This is a genomic window from Paenibacillus sp. 2TAF8 (assembly GCF_052114825.1).
In the GTDB taxonomy this organism is placed as follows: Bacteria; Bacillota; Bacilli; order Paenibacillales; family Paenibacillaceae; genus Paenibacillus.
Genome location: NZ_JBFRFN010000028.1, coordinates 12,696 through 34,812, shown reverse-complemented (window position 1 = coordinate 34,812; position 22,117 = coordinate 12,696). Strand labels below are relative to the sequence as shown.

At 41.9% G+C, this 22,117-nt stretch carries 19 protein-coding genes; 11 read left to right on the top strand and 8 right to left on the bottom strand.

Annotation, left to right across the window (positions count from 1 at the left end):
* Positions 1-30 precede the first annotated feature (30 nt).
* The 5 genes from AB4Z30_RS26410 (at position 31) to AB4Z30_RS26390 (ending at position 8,585) form a co-directional block, all read left to right on the top strand.
* Positions 31-3,690, top strand: coding sequence for a right-handed parallel beta-helix repeat-containing protein (locus AB4Z30_RS26410; protein WP_441930404.1), 3,660 nt, complete (start codon positions 31-33; stop codon positions 3,688-3,690).
* Positions 3,691-3,709: 19 nt separating this feature from the next.
* Positions 3,710-4,120 carry a hypothetical protein gene (locus AB4Z30_RS26405; RefSeq protein WP_441930403.1) on the top strand — a complete coding sequence of 137 codons (411 nt, stop codon included), beginning with the start codon at positions 3,710-3,712 and terminating at the stop codon, positions 4,118-4,120.
* 209 nt (positions 4,121-4,329) lie between these two features.
* Positions 4,330-5,085, top strand: a complete 756-nt coding sequence (locus tag AB4Z30_RS26400) for a hypothetical protein (RefSeq protein WP_441930402.1) — start codon at positions 4,330-4,332, stop codon at positions 5,083-5,085.
* Positions 5,086-6,094: 1,009 nt separating this feature from the next.
* Positions 6,095-8,017 (top strand): 3'-5' exonuclease, encoded by a 1,923-nt coding sequence (locus tag AB4Z30_RS26395; RefSeq protein WP_441930401.1) that lies wholly within the window; start codon positions 6,095-6,097, stop codon positions 8,015-8,017.
* A gap of 190 nt (positions 8,018-8,207) precedes the next feature.
* Entirely contained in the window at positions 8,208-8,585 is a 378-nt protein-coding gene (locus AB4Z30_RS26390) for a hypothetical protein (protein ID WP_441930399.1), read from the top strand.
* A 160-nt stretch (positions 8,586-8,745) separates the two neighbouring features.
* Here AB4Z30_RS26390 and AB4Z30_RS26385 read toward each other — a convergent pair whose 3' ends face one another.
* From AB4Z30_RS26385 to AB4Z30_RS26370, 4 genes are all read right to left on the bottom strand, one after another.
* The gene (locus AB4Z30_RS26385) at positions 8,746-9,591 is read right to left on the bottom strand and encodes a DUF4367 domain-containing protein (protein ID WP_441930398.1); all 846 of its coding nucleotides are present in this window, start codon (positions 9,589-9,591) and stop codon (positions 8,746-8,748) included.
* Positions 9,592-9,947: 356 nt separating this feature from the next.
* Complete coding sequence (locus tag AB4Z30_RS26380) at positions 9,948-10,922, bottom strand: DUF4367 domain-containing protein (protein ID WP_441930397.1); 975 nt, start codon at positions 10,920-10,922, stop codon at positions 9,948-9,950.
* On the bottom strand, positions 10,870-11,469 hold the full coding sequence (locus tag AB4Z30_RS26375) for an RNA polymerase sigma factor (protein WP_441930396.1): 600 nt from the start codon (positions 11,467-11,469) through the stop codon (positions 10,870-10,872). Before AB4Z30_RS26375 ends, AB4Z30_RS26380 begins: the two co-directional genes overlap by 53 nt.
* Before the next feature lie 214 nt (positions 11,470-11,683).
* Positions 11,684-12,403 (bottom strand): hypothetical protein, encoded by a 720-nt coding sequence (locus AB4Z30_RS26370; protein WP_441930395.1) that lies wholly within the window; start codon positions 12,401-12,403, stop codon positions 11,684-11,686.
* Between the two features lie 83 nt (positions 12,404-12,486).
* Between AB4Z30_RS26370 and AB4Z30_RS26365 the strand changes: the two genes are divergently transcribed.
* From AB4Z30_RS26365 to AB4Z30_RS26340, 6 genes are all read left to right on the top strand, one after another.
* Positions 12,487-13,248 (top strand): hypothetical protein, encoded by a 762-nt coding sequence (locus AB4Z30_RS26365; RefSeq protein WP_441930394.1) that lies wholly within the window; start codon positions 12,487-12,489, stop codon positions 13,246-13,248.
* 255 nt (positions 13,249-13,503) lie between these two features.
* On the top strand, positions 13,504-14,133 hold the full coding sequence (locus tag AB4Z30_RS26360) for a sigma-70 family RNA polymerase sigma factor (RefSeq protein WP_441930393.1): 630 nt from the start codon (positions 13,504-13,506) through the stop codon (positions 14,131-14,133).
* Complete coding sequence (locus AB4Z30_RS26355; RefSeq protein ID WP_441930392.1) at positions 14,134-14,307, top strand: YvrJ family protein; 174 nt, start codon at positions 14,134-14,136, stop codon at positions 14,305-14,307.
* Positions 14,294-14,545, top strand: a complete 252-nt coding sequence (locus AB4Z30_RS26350; protein ID WP_441930391.1) for a helix-turn-helix domain-containing protein — start codon at positions 14,294-14,296, stop codon at positions 14,543-14,545. The genes AB4Z30_RS26355 and AB4Z30_RS26350 overlap by 14 nt, the downstream gene beginning before the upstream one ends.
* Positions 14,546-15,030: 485 nt before the next feature.
* Positions 15,031-15,519, top strand: a complete 489-nt coding sequence (locus AB4Z30_RS26345) for a copper amine oxidase N-terminal domain-containing protein (protein ID WP_441930390.1) — start codon at positions 15,031-15,033, stop codon at positions 15,517-15,519.
* A gap of 508 nt (positions 15,520-16,027) precedes the next feature.
* Positions 16,028-17,317, top strand: coding sequence for a galactokinase (locus AB4Z30_RS26340; RefSeq protein ID WP_441930389.1), 1,290 nt, complete (start codon positions 16,028-16,030; stop codon positions 17,315-17,317).
* An 86-nt stretch (positions 17,318-17,403) separates the two neighbouring features.
* On the opposite strand, the gene AB4Z30_RS26335 is transcribed toward AB4Z30_RS26340, so the two are convergent.
* The 4 genes from AB4Z30_RS26335 to AB4Z30_RS26320 all read right to left on the bottom strand — a co-directional run bounded on the left by AB4Z30_RS26335 (position 17,404) and on the right by AB4Z30_RS26320 (position 21,821).
* On the bottom strand, positions 17,404-18,159 hold the full coding sequence (locus AB4Z30_RS26335) for a MerR family transcriptional regulator (RefSeq protein WP_441930388.1): 756 nt from the start codon (positions 18,157-18,159) through the stop codon (positions 17,404-17,406).
* The gene (locus tag AB4Z30_RS26330) at positions 18,134-19,066 is read right to left on the bottom strand and encodes a DUF2268 domain-containing protein (RefSeq protein WP_441930387.1); all 933 of its coding nucleotides are present in this window, start codon (positions 19,064-19,066) and stop codon (positions 18,134-18,136) included. Before AB4Z30_RS26330 ends, AB4Z30_RS26335 begins: the two co-directional genes overlap by 26 nt.
* Positions 19,067-19,213: 147 nt before the next feature.
* Entirely contained in the window at positions 19,214-20,056 is an 843-nt protein-coding gene (locus AB4Z30_RS26325; protein WP_441930386.1) for an alpha/beta fold hydrolase, read from the bottom strand.
* 472 nt (positions 20,057-20,528) lie between these two features.
* Positions 20,529-21,821 carry an MFS transporter gene (locus tag AB4Z30_RS26320; RefSeq protein ID WP_441930385.1) on the bottom strand — a complete coding sequence of 431 codons (1,293 nt, stop codon included), beginning with the start codon at positions 21,819-21,821 and terminating at the stop codon, positions 20,529-20,531.
* Between the last annotated feature and the right edge of the window lie 296 nt (positions 21,822-22,117).

The following is a 22,117-nucleotide window of genomic DNA, read 5'->3' as shown; positions in this document are numbered from 1 at the left end:
TTTGATGTGTCTCGACAGGAGCCTGAATATATGAAGTCGATCAAAGCTGCTTTCTCTTCTCAGTTACCTGAATACCAATCTAATAAGTCGTTATCAGAGATGATCAAAGATACGTTAGATCGATTACAGAACTTTTTGAACCAGTATCCTGAATTGGAGAAACAAAAGCAACAACTGGATATACTTGCCGCAGATGCGGGGAAGCCGCTTTTAGTCGTTGTAATGGGGCAATTCAAAACCGGTAAAAGTAGTTTTATTAATACTTTATTGGGTCAGGAGGCATTAAGAGTTGATGTAACTCCTGCCACTGCTGCGGTAACAATGCTTGTATACGGTGAGACATCCGAGTTCATTGGACATATGCGGGACGGAAGAGAGAAATTGTTCCCTATTGAACAGTTGCATGCTCTATCTGCAGAAGGGGATGAAGAAGGTGCCCGCTTGCGTAGTGAACTCAGTTATCTGGAGGTTAGATTGCCGATAGAGATACTCAGGAGAATTACGATCGTCGATACTCCCGGGTTAAACTCAGATAATCCACTACACACAGAGGCGACGGAATTTTTCATGGAACGGGCAGATCAGGTCTTTTGGCTGTTCTCATATGCACAGGCTGCATCCCGGTTTGATATGTCAAGCTTGCAAAATAGTCGGAAAGATCTGCTTCCGATCGGTATCGTCAATCGGATCGATGAGCATGACGAGGAAGAGATGGATCTAGAAGATTTTCTGGACAGTGTGAAACGAAAAGCGGGAGATCGAATTAGCCATTTAGTAGGCGTGTCTGCGTATTTAGCTTCTCAAGCTAGACTCTCAAACGACACTTCACTTTGGGAGGAGAGTCGATGGGGAAATCTGGAGGAGCTACTGGATCATGAGGTCTATGCAAAAGGTGAGCAGAAAAAAATAGTTCGTGTTCTCTCCCGTCTTCATGACTGGCTCTCAGACCTTATGAAGGAGGTGGAGAATGCTGCAGGGAGACATGATCTAGCTTTTACCTTCATTCATGATAATGAAAAAGCCATTGCTGATTTGAGCACGAAATTGGAGGAGGCAAGAACGCTCTATCATTCGTGGGAGGGCCACTCCCAAACGACAGCCTTCTACAACCTCACTAGAATTCCAATATACGTGGAGGATTCAACCAAGTTAAATGCTCAAATCCAGATGATGCAGAGCGTTTATGAAAAGCTCGCTGATGAACGGAAAATGCTGGATGAAGAGGCAAAGAAAATTCACTCTGAAATTGAGCTGCATAATATAGCTTATAGCCAGCTTGAAGAAGAATTTAAGAAATATAACAAATCGGGCATGTTTGGGGGAGCACCGATTTTGGATTGGGATGGAACCGGAAAACGTCTTACCTCCCGTGAGAATGAGTTGAACCAAGAGGCCATTATTTTAAATAGTCAAACAGACCAATCTGCACGCGATGAAGAAGCGTTCCTGGATCGGTTGAATCGTAATGAAAAAGAAGCGTTGGACTTGTCCCATAAGATCGTGGAAGCATTGAATCAGACCGTTCAAGGGCTGCAGAGCCAGCTTGAAAACAAYGAGGACGCTACGGAAAGAGCAATGGTGCAATTAGAGGAACTGGATTGGGCGCCAATTTTGCATGGAAAGATAAACCGATTGGTAGCATGGGATTTAGGTTTGAAGATCGCAGAGATTGAACGTTGCATTGGAGTGAATGGCCAAGTCTCTGAGAAGATCGAAGGTGTGATGCAACGGATAGTCGATCTAAAAAGAATTCTTATCACCACCTCTAACAAGGTTGAAATGGATTTGGAGAAGCAACGTCCTCAATCGAAGATATCTTCGAGGCAGATATCTGAACTCATCGAATCAGCTGGGGAGGGAGCAGTTTTATCGCTACCAGAGGGTATTTATCAATTCGACGACACCCTTGAGATTTCCAAGTCGATAACGCTTGCTGGCCAAGGATCGAAACAAACGATTTTCAAAGGTGAAGTTGACACAATGCTCAGGCTCATTGGGAATACCCGTTTTCAAATATCGGGGATTAGCTTCGACCTTGAGGGACATATGGGATGTGTCATACATGCTGTTGAAGGTAGTCTACTCATCGAAAGCTGTTCGTTTAGAGGAGCTATCGAAATAGAAACGGAACAAACTCAGCAAGAGCTTCCCAATTATGAAGGCACAGAAGGGATCGCAATATGTGTGGGACTAGGTGTTCAATTTGATGTTTGGAACAGCCATTTTGATCAAAATTCGGTAGGCATTGTTCTTCACGGAAAAAATGATGCAACCATTCAAGAGAGTGGATTCACGAATAATACTTGTGGCATACTCTTTCTGAAAGAGAGTGAAGGTTCGCTTCATACTAATGAGTTTATAAACAATAACTTTGGAATCGCTGCTATTGGTGAGAGTAAACCAATCTGTAAAAACAACAGGTTTTGGGGCAATCATATTGGTGCTTGGTCTGGAGAAAATTCAAAGGTATTTTATGCCTATAATGAATTTATCAACAGTGATCAATGTGGAGTGCTATCTTCCGATACTAGTTTTTCGACTCTGGAAGGTAATGCGTTTCGGGGAAATCTTCATGGCATGGGTATGACGAACTCGGCAGGAGCATATGTGTACGGGAATCGAAGCGAAAACAATTACCTCCATGGACTTTGTATGGAAAGTGACGGTGTTCTCATCGCTGAATACAATCACTTCGAATATAACGGAGTTCACGGGATAGCGAGTCTGGGCAAAGGTGAACTTCAACTGTCAAACAATAAAATAATCAATAACTTTGACCATGGTGTCTATGCCGAAGGAGAGGGGGATATTGTTATCAGTGATAATAAAATTTCCTACAATCGACATTATGGTATTCATCTTGCAGGGGCCACGAATAGCCGTGTTGAGCGAAATGAATGTTGGATGAATATGCATGGGATCGTTATTTCTCATTCTTCCAAAACAGAAGTTATAGAAAATGATCTGATGAATCGAATTATCGGCCTCTTGTTTATGGGGAACGCGCAGGGCACCGCGGATCGGAATCATTGCCATAGCAATACAACTGGCTTACAAGCTATGGATAACACTAATTTTAGGTGGTCTGGCAACATCGTCGAGGAAAACAAAGAATGTGGTATTCATATTCTCAATCGTGCGACAGGGATCATTGAATCTAACCAATGTTTCGATAACAAAGGCTTTGGCATTTTGAACGAAAGCATGCATAAAGTGGATACAACATCAAATAACTGCCGGCGTAATAACTATCCCGGAATTGCGTACAATCATGATGCAAATGGGCGGATTTATAGCAATAGTTGCGAGGAGAATAATGCTGGCATCCGGATCGGAGGTCAGGCAAATGTGGAGATCATCGGCAACGAGTGTTTAAGGAATCGTTATGAAGGTATTGGGTTGCAGAATTCAGCGAAGGGAAAAGTTAAGGACAATCGTTGCAATAATAACCATAGCGAAGGCTTCTTGGTTGTAGAGCATGCCTATGTCCATATGGAGAATAATGAAGCACAAGAGAACGAAGAATGCGGCATACGTTTCTCGGATTTAGCCAAAGGTTTCATCATAAATAATCGTGCGAGTTACAACCAGGCTTTTGGCATATACATTGATTCAAAAGCCAGTGTGAAATCGGAGAATAACTCGACTATTTCGAATAAACTCGGACAGTACAGAGAAAAGAAATACTAATGGAATGAGGATGGGATTTATGGAAACATATACAGCATTTGATAATGTTTTTGGCGGTAAAACGATCGTTCAGAATGGGCAAGAAGTTATGAATACAACACCAAATGTGCTGGGCGGAGAAGATATAAGCAGAGCGGGCCATCCTGTTGGCCGTACTGTTCCAAATGTGTTTGAGGGCCTTGATATTTACGAACATGGGCAAAAAGTGGCACACACCCAAAAGAATATATTCGGTGGCCAAGATGTATATGATAACGGCCATGTTGTCGCAAGTACTATGCCAGATGGATTGGGGGGGACATCGATATTATCCTCTGGTCAGACTGTGGGACACATGTATCCCTCAGTTTCCGGGTTAGAAACGATCATTCACCACTCCGATCCGTTGGCTCATGTTAATTCATTTGTGATGCAACCTCTTATTTTTTGACTCTAGCACCTAAAATGGTATCTAAAATGGCGAAAAATGATTTGTATCACTAAAAGGTACATCTTCTTCAAATAAATTGAAGAAGATGTACCTTTCTTTGTTGTATAGTTGATTTATTGGGAAAATGGAAGCATGCAGATTATTCGTCAACAACAGAACTTATAGTGAATGAAGTAGGATATAAACTACATGATGTGAGGAGCATGTTTATGAAAAAATATGTAACCTTCTTGCTAGTGTTACTGATCCTTGGAACAGGAAGTGTAGTCGGGTTCTACTTAAACGATCTTTCCATCAAAGCGACTAGTAAATTAACACCTGGACAGGAAAAGATGGATCATTATTCTTTGCCTGATGAAATAGAAATTCAAAGTGAAGATAAGACATTTAATTTGCCTCTCGATGTTGTTCCTAAATATAAAGATTATTTATTGCATGAAGAGGATGTCCAATCCGAGATTGCTCGTACTCAGTTCGTTACCATGGAAACACCATCTATTAAAGAGCATATTAATCTCGTGAAGTATAATTGTGGGAATAAAGACTGTTCTACTATTTTAGTTAAATCAGATGGCAGGAAAAGTGGAAGTATAAATTTACCCAATGGTATATTTCAAGACTATAAATTCTCTCCTGATCTTACAAAGGTCTTGATTCGGTATGCTTATAGTGAGGGTAGACAAATCTATAAACAAATCCTTGTTGCCATTGATCTTCAATCACTTCAATTGATTGGATACTTATCCTCCAGGCTCGAAGAGCAGTTTATGTTAACACCAAACTGGCCAATCATTTCGTATGATTGGAAGGATCATAATCATTTCATTATTGAAACTGCAGCGTTAGAGACAAATGGTTATACTGATTTAGAAAGATGGTTTTTATCCGAAGATCGAAAAATCAAGAAAATAAAAATTGAGATCGATGCATCCAAGCGATTAAATGAATATCCTGGAGCTAAATAACAAAGGGTGAGGAATAATGAATTGGAAATAAGATTGGTGTAGTATTATACAATTTTGAGTCAAGCTGCTTACCCCACATTTGGAAGTGTGCATCAGAACGTGGAGCTGAGTTGCAAATGCTCGCAAGAGACAGTTTTTACATCACTCAGGCTGAGGTGATTCGAGCGCGCTGTGAGGTTGATTCACGAATCCAACATAAGGCTCTGGCGAAGCAGGGTACTTCTTTTCTGAATATCTCAAATGGAACCATTCAAATAAAAAACAGACCACACACCGTTTAGAGTATTGTAGTCTGGTTTCTATTTTTCATATCTTGTTTTCCATAACCGATAAATATAAACGGCAATGAGTATAAACGTAGGTATGATTACGGGTTGAATTAGATTGCCAATAGGCAGGGAACTCATAAGCGAAATGACGTAACTAACTACTGCAAACCCAACAAACAGTGCTAGATTCCCAATGAAGAATTGGTTGACAGATTTCTTCTGATACCGATACATTACAACACTCATTGCAAGCACAACTATAATGAGGAACACCGATTCTGAGAGGGTTATCCATCTTCCAAGCTGTCTAATGGAGTCAACATCATTTTGTGTAATGTTATTCTCAGAAAGCCACTGTTGAGCATGGCTTAACCTAGTATTCTCTAAAATCACATACATGCTGTAACTGATAAGTAATAGAATTGTGTATATGTGTAAAAAGAGTGGGGGGAGCTTTTCACTTTTGGTTTGCATGTAGTATCACCTCTTTTCTTTCAAAGTACTTATATTTGTCTAAGGCTGTGATCAGGTGAATGGATTGGTAAACCTTAACATAAATATAGTTATTATGACACCAAATAAGCGATATTGAGGCACATTACTACAAAAGGTTCAGGAAAAAAGATTGAATTTATTTGTACCTTTGCGTAACTGTGAATTTTAAATGTGGAAAATGGTGGTTGACTAGTAGATAATGAAATTATAGCAAGTTTAGATCATTAGAATTAGGAGCGATTGGCATGGCGAATACAGTACCAGAAGCGATTCCGAAGAAAGCGACAGCAGGAGAGAGACTATTATTTGAGACGTTAAAGAAACATCTGCCTGAAGAATATATCGTTTATTATGAACCAGAGATTCGCGGGAGAAGGCCTGATTTTGTCATTATCGGACCAGATTTGGGTTTGCTGGTACTGGAAGCGAAGGATTATACCAAAAGCACGTTACATCAGTTGAATCGGGATGAGTGGACTTTGCGTAATACAGCAGGTGAGTTGGTCACTGCCCGGAGCCCTTTAAAGCAAGCGAGAGATTATGCATTTTTAATTACAGACCAGTTGAAGAAGGATAAGAATCTGATCAAAGAGGGAACACCAGGATATTTAAAATTCAATTACGGCTACGGTGTGGTATTCACCCGCTTGAAGCAGCAAGATTTTCTCCAAATGGACCTATACAGTGTCATCGATCCCTTGTTTGTACTTACTAGAGAAGAAATGGACCCGGATGATGAAGATTTCTCGGCAGAGATTTTAATTGAAAAATTACTACATATGTTCACGGTTCCTACTCGGAACCGTTATAGCTTGACACATGAAGATATACAGGCGATCCGTTACCATCTATTTCCTGAAGTGCGAATCAGTGCGGAGCGCAAAGAAGTGGTGCCTCATCAGGATCAGCTCCTGTTATCTCTGCATAACATCAAGACAATGGATTTGCATCAGGAGAAGATGGCGAAGCAGGTTGGAGACAAACACCGTTTAATTCGCGGCGTTGCCGGTAGTGGTAAAACGCTCGTTCTCATCAGTCGGGCAAGTATGCTGGCTAAGGAGCATCCGGACTGGGATATCCTTGTACTTTGTTATGGTTCAACCTTATCGCAGTATTTAAGGCGAGCTATTGTGCAGAAGATGGCGGAGCCTGAGGATTTATTTGACTTTGCAGAGCAGACTACGAATTCCGATTTCCAATCTAATATTCAGGTGAAAACGTTTCACTCGTGGCTTGGACAGCAATTTCGAATCATAGACAGGAAACTGCCCGATTTGCTGGAAAAGGTGGAACAGGGGCAACAAGAATTACCGAAGTATGATGCCATACTGATTGATGAGGGACAGGACTTTGATGCAGATTGGTTGAGGCTGGTGAGCTTATGTCTTAATGATGAGACGCAGTCGCTCTTGCTCGTAGAGGACAGGGCGCAAACCATTTTCAAACGTAAAAATAGTCTGGCACAGGATACCGGATTAGACTTCCGTGGGCGTTCCAAGATTTTAACGATTAATTATCGGAATACGGCGCAGATTGTTCAGTTTGCTTGGGATTTCTATAAAGATCAGTCCAAGTTACAGCAGAAAGTCATTAGTACTGGGGCTGATGCGATTGAGATTATTCCTCCTCAGTTCACGAAACGCAGAGGTCCTGAACCCCTGATATATCGAAGTAAGAATACTCAAGTGGAGATGGGGTTTGTTGCGAAATCAATAGACTATTTACGTCGGGAAAAATCATTTGCTCTGAAGGATATTGCTATTTTGTATAGGGTACAGGAATCCAATCAAGTAAATATTATTGAAGAACTGGGAAAAGCTCTGGACGATAGCAGTCTAACATATAGTTGGGTAACGCAGGATGATCAGTCCAAGAAGAGTTTTAACCGCGAAGAGGAAAGTATCAAAGTATTAACGATTGATAGTGCAAAGGGACTTGATTTCAGAGCCGTGTTTATCATCTCGATTGAGACGATGCCTCGCAAAGCGGGGAAAAAAGATGAAGTGGATGAACGTGAAGTATCTCGTTTTTATATCGGAATGACGCGGGCGTTGGAATGGTTATTCCTGAGCTACTCTGGAGAATCTTCATTCACCGAATATCTTGATGAGGTTCAACGGCAGAAAGCGAATAAACTTACATCTGGTTCTACATCCATTGTGAAATAGGTGGTAAAACTAAAACAACAAAGAAAAGCTTATCATTACTTCATCTTATTGGAGCGGATAAGCTTTTCTTGCGATACGGATCTTGAACCTGATGAGTAGTCCGGTATCCTGGTTGTTCTGGATGTTAACTAGATTCATTCTGGACGCAATGATTTTCACTGCATTTTTACTGCCCAAAGGAGTTTTGGACATGGGAAAGTATGTATCGGTTAGAGGTTGGTTGGAGTGTGATGAGAATACACTTAATGAAGTGAAAAAGATAAGGGATGACTTCACAGCGAGTTATAATGAAGGTTTACTAGAAGAAGATAAATTGGAACTATACCAGTCGGGCTGGACATTCCCAGAGAGGCAAATTAATTGGACGGCATATGTTTTTTATGGGGCAGATGTCAGAGAGTATCATCTTGATTTTATGAAAAAGCAGCTTTCTGAGATGGCTAACATTCAAGATGTAACAGGATATTTTTTGATCGATGATCATGATGGAGATTATCATCGGTGCTGGCAGATATATGAGAATAAGATTGTTGAGAGTGAACAGCAGAATATCGTATTCAACAAATAAATAAGTTTAAATCAAAGGCCCACTTCAACTTCTAGTAGAGGAATTATGGACTGTGTGCACGGATAGGCAATAAACATAATCAAATTAAGAAAAGCTTATCTAACTTCATCTTGGCGAAGCAGATAAGCTTTCTTTAAGTGCATTTCAAGCAAATCAATTTCTACTTCTTCCCAGCCGGAACCATCGTTTTAGCAATGCGAAGCAGCTCTTCATCGGAAATGTTACCTTTAGCATCTCTCAGCATGTAATGATAAGCATACTTGGTTTTTGGATCTTCATATACCCATATGAACTCTGATGACCCGCCGTCATACTTCCGCTGGATGACATCCTGCCCGTTAATTTTAATCTTATGACTGGTGATTTTCAGGCTATCTTGATATGAGGAAGTGACTGTACCGGTGTCCTGACTGTTCAGAATGGTCAGAGCAACTTCCTTTTTACCGCTGGTGTAAGTCAGGGTGGTAAGCCAGAACTCGTCTGTAAAAGGAACAGGCATCAAGGCGTAGTCTTTTCCTGAAGCCTGCGCTTCCAGGAGAAGTCTGGTGGCGATGTCTTGTTTCTCCGTCTCCGAGAGCTTGTTGAGGTCCATTCCATGCTCCATATGCACGCTTGCTTTTTGGAACGTATAGTTTTCTTTTCCCTTGCCAGCAATCTTTTTAGCTAGAGGTTGGCCCGGAACTTTAACCATCTTTTGCAGAGTGGTGAAACTTTTAATGATATGAGAATTGGCCTTGAGATAGAGTTCCTGATTCGGATTGTTAGGCACGATGTAGATGATCGCTGCTTCACCTGGTTTAATCTGATCCACCCAGATGTTATTCATGAGACGAATTCTTTTGTCATCATCTTCGGTACGTTCAGAGACTGTGTGGGTCATTGGTTTTTCTTGAAAAAGCACATCTCCGTTACCGTTGGTCAAAGAATGATACTTCACGGCAGCAAATCCGGTCGACGCGGTTAACAATAAACCTAGAGTAAGCAGTAAACTAACTTTGTATTTCACAAAAAATCTCTCCTTTGGTTTTGGTTGTTCTTCAAGATAAATTTGGCTCATGATTCGTTGATGCAGTGCAGTATCTTCGGGTTCGACTCTTTGAAATCGGAATTTCAGGTCGTGCCCGGGGTCCAAGTGCTCCAATGGTCTTTCCCTCCTGACTCAGGATCAGATAACATCTTGTCCTTTCCCCCTTCTTACACTTGGTATAACGGAACGGTGTACTGAAGATGTGACAATTTAATCATTAAATATTGTAATTTATGGTTTTATTTTAAATTTGAAAAAAATAGAAGAAAGGCTTATCATGCTTCAAAGGATTGAAGTGGATAAGCCTTTTTTTCATATAACATGGATTGATAAAATTAATTTTTGGATGCTGGAATAAGCGTCTCGGCAATATGGATTAATTCTTCTGGAGGAACGATCCCTTCACGAACACCAAGCGTGTAGTGGTATGCATACTTGGTTTCAGGCTCCTGATACACCCACATTAATTCTGTAACATCCCCCCCGTATGTGCGCGCAATCACGTCCTGTCCGTGTATCTTGAGTTTACGGCTGGCGGTATTCAGATTCTCGTCATAAGAAGCAATCAGTGGCCCGGTATCCTTGCTGTTCATCACGCTTAGTGAAATCTCATTTTTACCGCTGGTATAAGTGATGGAAGATAGCTGAAATTCATCGGTGAATGCAACCGGCATGAGCGCATAATCTTTCCCGATAGTTTGAGCTTGAAGGCGCAGCTTTCGGATCAAGTCATCCTTTTTCTCATCCGAAAGCTCATATAGGTCCTGCTCATATTCCATATACACGCTGGCTTTCTGGAAAGCATAGGTACGTGAAGCTCCCGAGAGCTCTTGATGCAGCGGTATGCCAGGGACATGAACCATCTGGTTTAATTCCCCAAAGCTATCGATCATGAACGGGTTTGACTTGATATCAAACTGATGATGTGGATTATTCGGCACGACATAGATCAGTGCAGCTTTTCCCGGTTCAATCTCATTCACCCAGATTTCATTCATGCGATGAATTCGTTCCTGCTCTTCTGCATCAAGCTCATATGTATAATCAGCAGACAGTGGTTTTTCTTCGAAAAGCACATCCCCATTGTCGTTGAATAACGACTGATACTTTATTGCCGCAAAGCCGGTGGATACGGTCAGCAGCAGCCCAACGAGGAGAAGCACACCGACACGATGTTTAACGAAGAAGCGTTCTTTTGGGACGAATTCCTGGTTAATCTCATGCATGACTCGCTTTTGCAGGGTCTGGTCAAGCGGTTCAACCTTTTGAAACAGTGCTTTCAGGTCTTGTCCGGGATCGTTGTGACTCATTTGGCTTTTCCTCCTCTTGACTGACGTAGTTCTTTCTGAATTTAGCAGCAGCTCGTTGAAATTTTTTACGAAGGTAGGCGGCATTCTGATTAAGTATAAGACTGATATCATTGTAGCTTTTGTCCTCGACACAGCGCAGAATCAGCAGGCTTCGTTCTTCTGCGGACAGTGCGGCAAGGGCGTGTAAGACAGCCGGATTATAATATTTGTGATCAATCGCTTGATCGACATGATTGTTCTCCCGGTCATTTTTGTACAGAAAAGGCAGTAATCTCGTGACCTTGCGCTTGCGAAGCATATCAATAGAATGATTATAGGCAATACGATAAAGCCAGGCTTCAAAAGGCCGGTCAGGCTGATAGGTGTGCAGTCCGCGATACGCTTTCAGGAATACCTCTTGGCTGCAGTCCTCCGCCTCTCCGTAGTCCCCCAGCATGTGGTAACAGTAATTGAAGATGAATTTCTCACAGCGAGTTACAATCAGGGCATATCTGTCTTTATTCCCCTGCAGCACATCCGTGATGATCTGATGAATTGGTTCTTCCAAGTGATTCCCCCCTCACATATAGTATGACGGAACGAGGAGGGCGAAATGTGACAGGTGGGATAAGGAAAAGTTAAGGAATGATCTTTTTTGTTACAATACTGCTTCTCTTACATCCAATTTTGATACCAAACTGAAACAACATATAACAGCTAATCAAGATATAATGCATATAACTGGAAAAACACCCCACTAATGGGGTGCCCATTTTACGATATCAAAAGTTGGTTGAATACGATAAACCGAAGGTCGAGATGTTATAGCTTTTTCCATGTACCGTACCTGATCCATCTCGAATAGCGGTTCTGCGGGCAATCGGGTCGGAACCCTTAACTCCCTTTAATACGGAGAACAGTCGATCTCTATCAGGATAACGTGTGGTTTCACCACTTTTTCTCCATGCTTTTTCGAGAGAGGTGATCTCGGCAATAATCGAACTTTCTCCGGAAAAGCTCCATGACTGAACGGCATGGTCGAATAGAAAGGCCAGTCCTTGCGTGCTTATAATTCCAAATTTTCCAGCGAAGCTAACGGCACGATCTAAATAGGTTTGGGCATATTTGCGTTGAAGTAACTGATTAGCAGGTTTGGTTCCCATGTCTTCAAACAGTGTCTTCCATTCAGATACCACATTACCACCTTTTGTAGAGATGCTAGCTCCCCAAGCGATTTGTTGAGATAGTGATTTGTTATTGACGACATCTTTTAACGTAGCTGCTTTGGAATCACCAAAGACTGCCTTGAACTCGGTTTCGTTGTCCTTAATGTACTCCTTCAAAAGAGGTTGAAGGGATTCCTGTCCAAAATTGTACTGAATGATCCCAAAGGATAACCCCTGTCCATCAAAATTACCTGTGACGTTTGAATAATCCTTGTTTCCTTCGAAAAATCCTGTGTTTCTCAACAATTTGTCTTTTAAACTGTCTGTAAGTGCCATATTGCTTCATCTCCTTATGTTTGGGAATACTCATAAAGCGAATGAAGTAGGCTATAAAACAACCTGAATTGAGGAAATAAATTATGAAAAAATATGTAACCTTTTTTTTACTCTTGCTCATGATTGGGTCTGGAAGTCTAGTATGGCTCTATCTAAATCATGTTTCTGCTAAGCAGGTTAGCGAAGTAACAAGCCATGAAGCGGAACCCACCAGAACTGCTTTGTATCCCCTGCCTGATGAAATTGAAATCAAAAGTGATGGGAAGTCACTAAAATTACCACTTGCTGATATTCCTCAGTACAAAAATTATTTATTACAAGAAGAAAATATGCAAGACGAGATTGCTCGTACACGATTCACTACGTTGGATGTACCCATTCCGGAAAAGATTAATTTGCTCCAATATAGTTGTGGAAACAAAGAGTGCTCTACCATTTTGGTGAAATCAAGTAGTGAGAAGAATCAAAGTTTAAACCTACCTACTGGGATATTTCAAGACTATAAGCTTTCCCCCGACAATACGAAGGTATTGATGCGTTATGCTTATGATGAGGGAGGATTGGTAAGGAAACAAATTGTTGTTGCGATTGATCTTCATTCATTCACATTGATTGGGTATTCATCTCCTAAACTTGAAGAGCAATTCATGTTAATGCCAACTTGGCCTGTCATTTCTTATGATTGGAAGGATAGCACTCACTTTACAATTGAAACCGCAGCATTAGAAACATATGAGTACGATATTTTAGAAAAATGGTTTTCATCTGATGATCGAACAACTAAAGAGGTAACGATCGAACTGGATACTTCTAAGAAATTCAATGGATATCCTGGCGCAGAGTAACAAATGTCTGAGGAATAACATGAATATTTATCATTAATATGAGGGTAACTGTTCTTAACAGAGTAAGACATCGACCATGTGGTTAATGTCTTCTTTTTGTTTAACTTCATCAGAGAACACAGTATTTAATTTTATGAAATGTACGCATTGGAAAAAAATATAGTATAATAATAAGAACAAACGTTCCCTTTGTGGTTGTTTTTTTTGTCATTAAACACTCCTTCTTATATATCAAGAGTAAAGGAGGCAAACAAAATGAGTATTTTAGGGAAAGCGGCGTATGATTACAAAGTAGATAAAGTCCATTCGAAATTTGAGGAGTACAGAAATCAAAATCCTGAATTATTTTGTAATCAGGTTATCGTGAATTTTTTTAAGCAGGAGAATAACCAGAATTTATTGTTGGGTTCTATTAGGGGAGAGAATGACAAAAAAGAGGCGCTAAATGAGTCTTTCCGCAGGTACTTTTTTCAGATTCGGTTTATCGCCTATATCACTTCTTCGTTGCAGTTTATGAGTATTGATCAGATGCGACGTAATCAGCGCTATGCTACTCGAAACGTACTGATCTATGATAAACCTTCCTCCGATGATTCAAGTGTTTGTATCGGTGAGATAAAGAGTACCTACCAGAGTTCTTTTGATACTGCCCAACCAGATGAGTATTCGATGTTTCTAAAGGGAAATTTTACAGATGAACATGTGGAGTCTGCCTACCAGAAATTAACGGATAAACAAAAGCATGTAACAACGTTATATTATGGTTTTGGTTACCGTGATCACGAAATTGCTACTAAACTTCAGGTCAGTCAGCAGGCTGTAGCGAAGACAAGAAATACCGCTTTAAAAAAAATGAAAACGACGATGTTGGGGGAGGGATCATAAATGGAGAGTGGTTTAATTGCAACTTTCATAGCTGGCATTGGTCAGGTTGGATTTCCTATTATGATAACATTGTATTTATTTACCCGTTTCGAGAAAAAACTGGACCAGCTCTCAGCAAACATCGGTACACTAATAGAAGTTATTAAAGCGGTGATTAAAGATGAATCAAGATAAACTTAATTTCTATGATGCAGTTCAAAGAGCACAAAGTGGGGACAAGGAAAGTTTGCTTCATATTATTAACGCTTTTCAACCAATCATCCAGCGGATGAGGTACCAGGTTAGCCCCCAAGAACGCGATGATTTGTCACAGAGTATTGTTGAAGGACTAATGATCAAAATTTTGAATTATAAGTTGAAGGATATGCCTACATATTCAGAGTTCTGCAGACAGCTACTGGGTAACGAGTGAAAGTGTATGAGCATATCTTCTTAAAAGGATTCTATTCTGGACTGCTCCTTAGGTGCGAGATCCGTATAACAAGAAAGACATATCAATCGAGCCTACTCCCTGTTATTGCAGTGTGCCTTTGGGCTTATGGCTATCCCATTCATTGGCTGAATCGGATAGCTGTTTGACTGCATCATGAATCTGGCGTTAGAACAACACTCGATCCAGATTATCTGCAGCCTTGTATCAAAGATCACTTCATGAGAGTTATTTGATAATTGCAGTATGACATCTTGAAATCGAAATGATTGCTTAAAAGCTTTTGGTGGGGAACAATATAATTTAATCTGAGAAATTCCTATAGCAATCATTCTACTATAATTATTCGTTTATAGAGTGAATACATAAATTAGCAAAATAATATTTTTCTATGAAACTAAACCCGTTGTGATCACGTTTACCACAATAGAGAGGTTGACAATCGAAACAGAAAGGAGCACCCTTTTATGAAAAAATGGATACTGTTCGCTACTGCAATATGTGTTGTGACCATAGCCGGTGCAATGTATGCTTCAGCCACCAAAGTCAGTGCAGCCGCGTCCGAACCAGCCTACACTTTAACCGTGAACGGCAAAGCGATTCAGACAAGTAAGCCCGAACTGATGCCTTTCGAGCATAAAGGAACGGTCTTGGTGCCTTTGCGCGCTACGGCAGAGTCTTTGGGATACAAGGTCAGCTGGATCGCAGCGGATAAAGCCATTCGTGTTGAAGACAGCATCCAGTCCGTTATCGTGAAGGAAGGTAACACGCTAGCCAAGTTTACGGGCAAGTTGAAAGTCATCAATCTGACTCAAGATGTAGAGTTGACAGTACCCGTTCAATCCAGAAAAGGCGTAACCTATGTGCCTGCTTCATTCTTTGAACCTTTTTTCAACGAGGTGATTGTAAAAGAGGGGAACGTGTCCATCTCGGCGCAAATGTCGAGCATTCAATAAGATGAAGCGAATGACAATCGATGTGTTTAGCTACGGTACGGGTTGATGTATGCAACCTGAACTGTGCATTGAAACCCGATCAATCCGAAGTCAAACCTTTGAAGACTTTCCTCCCTGATGGAGCAGGAGTCTTGAAGGTTTTTCTTCTTTATTACCAGGCAGAGTCCACCATACGATATAACACAACGAAACAGCCTAAATCATTTCGGCCCATAGATTACTCACGTAAATTACTGTAATCCGTATGTATATAACCACAGCTTTTCAACGAAAATATGGAAGGAAATGCACCAGCAAGATTCATATTCCATAATCTCGTTCAATTTAGGGGTTACGTATTTTTTCAAATGGACACATGTTTCAAAAAACGCTTCCAAAATTTCAATTCTGCCCTACCTTTTCGGCTCAGAAGCTGAGATAATGGGGATGGCTAATCCGATGATGGATTTTAGACGACATAAGGGATAGCGGTTACATGCCGCTTGCATATGAAATGGGAGGAATAGAGATGACCACACAGGTAACAGAACTCATTCAATCAAAACAGGGACAGGCCCTGCTTGCACAAATGTACGGACCACAGCATGTAGAGGAGCAGGGTACCCGTTACGAGAAGCTGGATGCTTCGTTCCGTGAGCATTTTGGCGAGCAGGAGCACATGCATCTATTCAGTTCCCCGGGTCGCAGTGAGATCGGCGGTAATCATACGGACCATAACCATGGTAAAGTGCTGGCGGGAAGCATTACGCTGGACACGATTGCCGTGGCTGTGCCTACAGGCGACAACGTGATTACATTCTACTCTGAGGGATACGACAAAAAGTATGTTATCAACCTTGCGGACTTGAAACCTAACGCAGAAGACGACGGTACAACCGGATTGATCCGTGGTATGGCTGCAGGCTTTGTGGAGCTTGGTTTCAACATTGGTGGATTCAAGGCGGACATCTCCAGTAACGTATTTGCGGCTTCGGGTGTAAGTTCTTCTGCATCTTTTGAAATGTTGATCTGTACGATTCTGAACCATTTCTATAATGATGGCAAACTGGATGTTGTGACGCTGGCGAAAATTGGACAATATGCGGAAAATCATTACTGGAACAAACCGTCCGGTCTTCTGGACCAGATGGCTTGTGCGTATGGCGGTCTGATCTCGATTGATTTTGCGAACCCGGCTGAACCTGTGATTGAGCCTGTGGAGTGGAATTTCCAAGAAAACGGATATTCCTTGGTCATCGTGAATACAGGTGGCAACCATGCCGACCTGACAGAAGATTATGCATCTGTACCTAACGAGATGAAAGCTGTTGCCAAAGCACTTGGCGCTGAATACGTGCGTGAAATCTCAGAAGAAGATATATATGCAAAATTGCCGGCGATTCGTGAAGCAGCAGGGGACCGTGCGGTACTACGTGCATTGCACTTTCTGGCTGAGAACACACGCGTGGATGGACAGGTGTCCGCTTTGCGCGAAGGACGTTTTGCTGATTTCTTGTCACTGATCACTGCATCCGGTAACTCTTCATGGAAATGGCTGCAAAACGTGTATCAGGGCGGGGCTTCCCGCGAACAAGAGATCTCCGTGGCGCTTGCGTTGACTGAGAACTACCTGAGCAATCTCGGCGATGGTGCATGTCGAGTGCATGGTGGTGGATTTGCAGGCGTTATTCTGGCGATTGTGCCAAACGAGAAAGCAGAAGAGTATATGAACTGGATGCGCGGTATGCTGGATACGCCAGTCATTGTTGTTAACGTGCGTCAACACGGTTCGATCTGCTTGAATGCGGAATTGAAATAATTAAGGTATAAGCCTAAACATCAGCTAATGATGAAAGAAAAAAAAGCGGACTCAAGGGATATTTCCCAAGTAGCCCGCTTTTTTTCTTAGGACAGAGATATGCAAATAGCCTCATGAAGAAAGGACAAAAAAGATTCATCCCCGAACTGGCGAAAATACACAATATATCGTGCATCGGTCATATAGACCTCGGCAATACAGCGGAGAATCTCGTCATCACAGGTCATGAAACGAGAGAGAACATCTCTCCACTTTATCACCAAGTCTTGTACTTCTTTCGCAGCAGGAGACAAACTCTGATGCGCGGCTAGCTTTTGAAATACATCCACCATATCTGCTGAAAATTGTTGATTTGCCTGTTCCTTTTCGGCTGGAGAAAGCTTTTGCATGTGAGTTTCATATTCTTGAAACCGCTGTGTTCCTCCGTAAATCACCTTCGCTTCAGATTCATATTGTGCTTGAATCGACTGAATAGGGGAGTCGCTGAACAGCTCCAGTTGAGAAATATCTGTTCCATCTACATACTGGTCGAGTTGGTGTATGGTGGCCTCGAGCTTTTCTTTTCGCTCAACGAGTGTCATCCGATGGGTTCTCAGCATTTCCTTCTGTTCATCTATAGATAATTCCAGCACAGACGCGATATCCTGCAGTGTAAAATTCATTTCTTTGAACAACAGGATCGTTTGCAGTTTGCTGAGTGCTTCCTGATCGTAGAGCCGATAGCCGTTAGCTTCCACTTTGCTCGGTTTGAGCAGATGCGTCTGGTCGTAGTAGTGCAAGGTACGTTTAGTAATGCCGGTAATCTGCATGATCTCTTTAATAGTGAAAAATCGTTTCTTCATGCCAAAAATCCTTCGTCTCAGCAAGAATAACACTTGCCGGTGTAATGGTGGCTTCCGTAATCGGCTGGCCTGTTTTATTCAGATAATATCGAACCAGATGATACCCGCAGGTGTAACCAGCGGCATAAGGTACACCCACGGGTGTAAAGTTCTGCAAATTTGCGAGTTCGTCGCCGTAAAGATACGGATGAATCTGATCCAATCCGCTTACTTCCAACTGGTCTTTGAACTTGGGTTTGATGATGGTGTTTAAGGTGTTCATATCTGTTTTGGTTACCCATGGCCCAAGCAGATCCTCCCCATATAGGGAAGTGGCAAAATTCTCGGCTAGCCCTTCGCTCACAATCATCTCTCCGAGCGTAATCTCCGGATTCCACCGGATATGCTGGTATCTCACGTTATGGTTGCACTCATGGGCAAGAACGGATGGAATGCGAGGTAGAGTATACGCATTTGGCACCAGATTGGCAATAATATAACCCGGAATGCCACCATCTCCACTAATGCCTTCATTTATTTGCAGCACCGGGCTGTCAGGATCACCTAGTAAAATGGTAAAAAGATAGTCCGAGACGTTCAGCGTGACGCCATCCTTAATAAATGCCCCCAAACTTGTCTCAACCGCTTCCTGACATTGTTGCCAGAATACATCCGAAGAGATGGCAGTTAAAGGTTCGTCTATGTCGGATGTAATCGCCCCAGGTGTGATATTCATCCAGTTGTTCATGGTGATCACATCAAATCCGCCAGGCTCTTGAGACCGGAAAGGGATGTGCTGGATGTTCCATTTTGCCATAAAAGGGCTGAGCATCTCCTGACGATACAGTTCTATTTTTTCCGCTGGAGCAGCTTGCATGATGCTTCGGTAGATCTGATCTGAACGTAACGCAGTTATGTTTACGGACATGTTACATTACTCCTTCGTATTATGATTGAGCTCATTATCCGGGATAACGTAACGTTACAGTCAAGAGATCACAAGAAAACTTCTTATTTCTATTCGTCTGCAAGGTGGTCTATAAGATAAGATGATCATTTTTGGCGAAGTATAGATTTATGCCTTCGTCGAAGTGTGATTTAAAATAGCATCAATAATTAAATCCCAATCATCATAGTGAAGTTCGTGACCCGTACCTGACAATGTTAGCAAAGCCGAGCTGGGAATTTCCTTAGCAAGATTCGTTCCATGTTCATAAGGGATAATGGGGTCTTCTGTTCCATGTATAATTAAAGCGGGTACATTTATTTCCCTCGTCCTCACCAGATAGGATTCTCCCCCTGACACCAAAGCGTGGTTACTCATACTGGCTGAGTTATCACTTCTCGCAAATTCTTTTTTAGCCAGCAATCCAACGTTTTCCTCATCAAAAACATGCTTTGATCCGACCAGGAGTCGTGATCTTTCAATAGCAAACTTGACGACCGATTCTTCGTTAGTCCAGTCAATCATCTCCATATTCGCGAAAAAGTCCATAATCCTTTCTTCCATGGGGGGGAGATGCGGGGCAAAATTGGAAGTGGATAGAAGAGTGATGGTGAGGACTCTCTCCGAATGCCGCAGAGCAATCATTTGAGTTAACATACCGCCCATGGACATACCTACCATATGTGCTTGCTCAACCTTGTAAGCATCCAGAACTCTCACGGCATCATCTGCCATATCCTCGAATGTGTAACCCGGTTGACCCGGTTCATACGATGTTGAACGTCCAACATCCCGGTGATCATAACGAATGACAAACCGCCCTGCATCTGCCAAACGCTGGCAGAATTCCTCTTCCCACCAAATCATGGAGGATTGGGCACCCATAATCAACAAAATTACGGGGTCACCGGGTTTTCCAAAATGGTCTGTACATAAGTTAATTCCATCTATTTTTAGTAATCGTTCATTCATGCAGATTCCTCCCATACTTTTATAAAATAAAAAAAACACAGGCTATAGGCCTGTGCATACCGTAATCGAAAAAAAGAATGAGAATGAGCTCTATACATGTTACCTGGGGACTAGACTTATGATCTAGTTAGTAGGTAGATCAGTATAAGATTCATCTCTTATTCTTCAAATTCAGCCTATGCGATATCAGATTCAAATTACCCTCATTTCTATCACATATAGCTAAACTATAGGTTACCGTGTTGGTACACCATTCTTCGATTACTGTGCACACCGAAATAGCCCTAAAGCCACTATTTGAACCATTGTGCAGAGAATATCGAAGAATTAGTTTAACACACGTAACCCCTCCGTTCGTATAAGTTAAAGCGATACTAGCATATGATAAACGCCAATGTCAATTGCTCGGAAATATGTCTAAAACTGAACGAACCTGCACTTCGTATCATCCTGAGTTCTATGGAGGGAATCATTACTGCTCAGCTACATTTCGCATTTTGGAAGCAAACAGGAAGCAAGCCACGATGTAAACGCCACTTAGTAACAGGTAAGGTAGTTGCAGCGAGAACAGACGGTCGAAAAAGGTTTCGCTCACGCGAACGAGCAATCCGCCCAGCAAAGTGCCGATAGCGCTAATACCAAACGATAGGAAACGGAACACACTGCCTACACGCCCGAGCAGTTCATTCGGGACGGAGCGCTGTAGGATCGACGAACGAACCACGTTATAGACAACAATGAAGAAGGCTGCGCAAAAGTACAGACCACCAACCACATAGGCATTGGACGTCAGACCAACACCTCCATAGAGCAGGCCCATTGACAAGATGGACAAAAGGATTAATTTCTTGGAACTCCAGCGTTTGCGCATATAAGCTACAGCCTGACTACCCAGGATACTACCGATGGTTGCAATTGAGATCAGTATGCCAAATGCATACGCTTCCAGCTGTAATACTTCACGTACAAAGAAAATTTGGGTCACCAGAATCATGGAGAACATTAACGTGATGGTCACTGACAAGATGGCTAGGCCGCGAAGAAACCGATCTTGAAACACATACTGGATGCCGGACCACATCTCACGTTTCCAATTTTTCATTGGACGGGTGTTCTGCTCCGATTCCTCCTGAGTCGTTTGTTTTGCAGCTCCCGCTGAAGCATCTGGAGCTTGCGATTCTTTGGATTCCGTCGCAGGTTTGAAGCTACCTCGCAAACCCATAATGAGTAGCAGTGAGATGAGAGCCGTTACGGTGTCGATGGCAAAAGGATAGACGATATGCATCGTAATAATAAATCCGCCGAGGGCTACGCCCAGAATATCACTGGTGATCAGCTGACCAGCTGTAAATTGGCCGTTGGCTTTTTCCAGTTTTTTCTCCTCCACAATCTGTGGAATAATCGTCTGCACGGTACTGTCAAAGACCACACGGCTCAGACCAATCCCGAACATAAACAAGGCAAGCAAAGGTATGCTGATCCAGCCTCCCCAGATACATACCGTTAGGAACAAAAGGAAGATCATACGGGTAAAGCTGGCTCCGACCAGCATATGTTTGCGTGAATATCGGTCAATGAGTACGCCAACTGGCAAGCTGAAAATCAGCCAGGGCAGACGCAAGGCTGTCATCGTAATGGATGCATATAACGTATCCGTTGTGAGGGTAGAGACAAGCCAAGGTACAGCAGCAAGAGTTAATCCATCCCCTAGAAAAGTAAGGGAAAAGGCACCGAACAGCTTGGAGTAGTTCAATTTGGATTTCATATATTCCTCCGTTTCGTAGATGAGATACCTGAGTAACGTTTAGATAGGATTCTCATTTAAATAGATCAAATTAGAGGTTATCGTCTAGTACCAATTTATGTTATAAACGAAAAAACTGCAAATATTTCGGAGATAAATCTGGGTGAATATGTTCTTTGCTATGGTGTTAATAGTCGGTTATTTTGTCGAATTACGATGTCGAATATTGTAATTAAATGTAGTAAAAATGAAAAAAATACGATATATATTAACAAAAAATATTTAATGGTATAAAAGATTGATTTTTGTTTTTTATT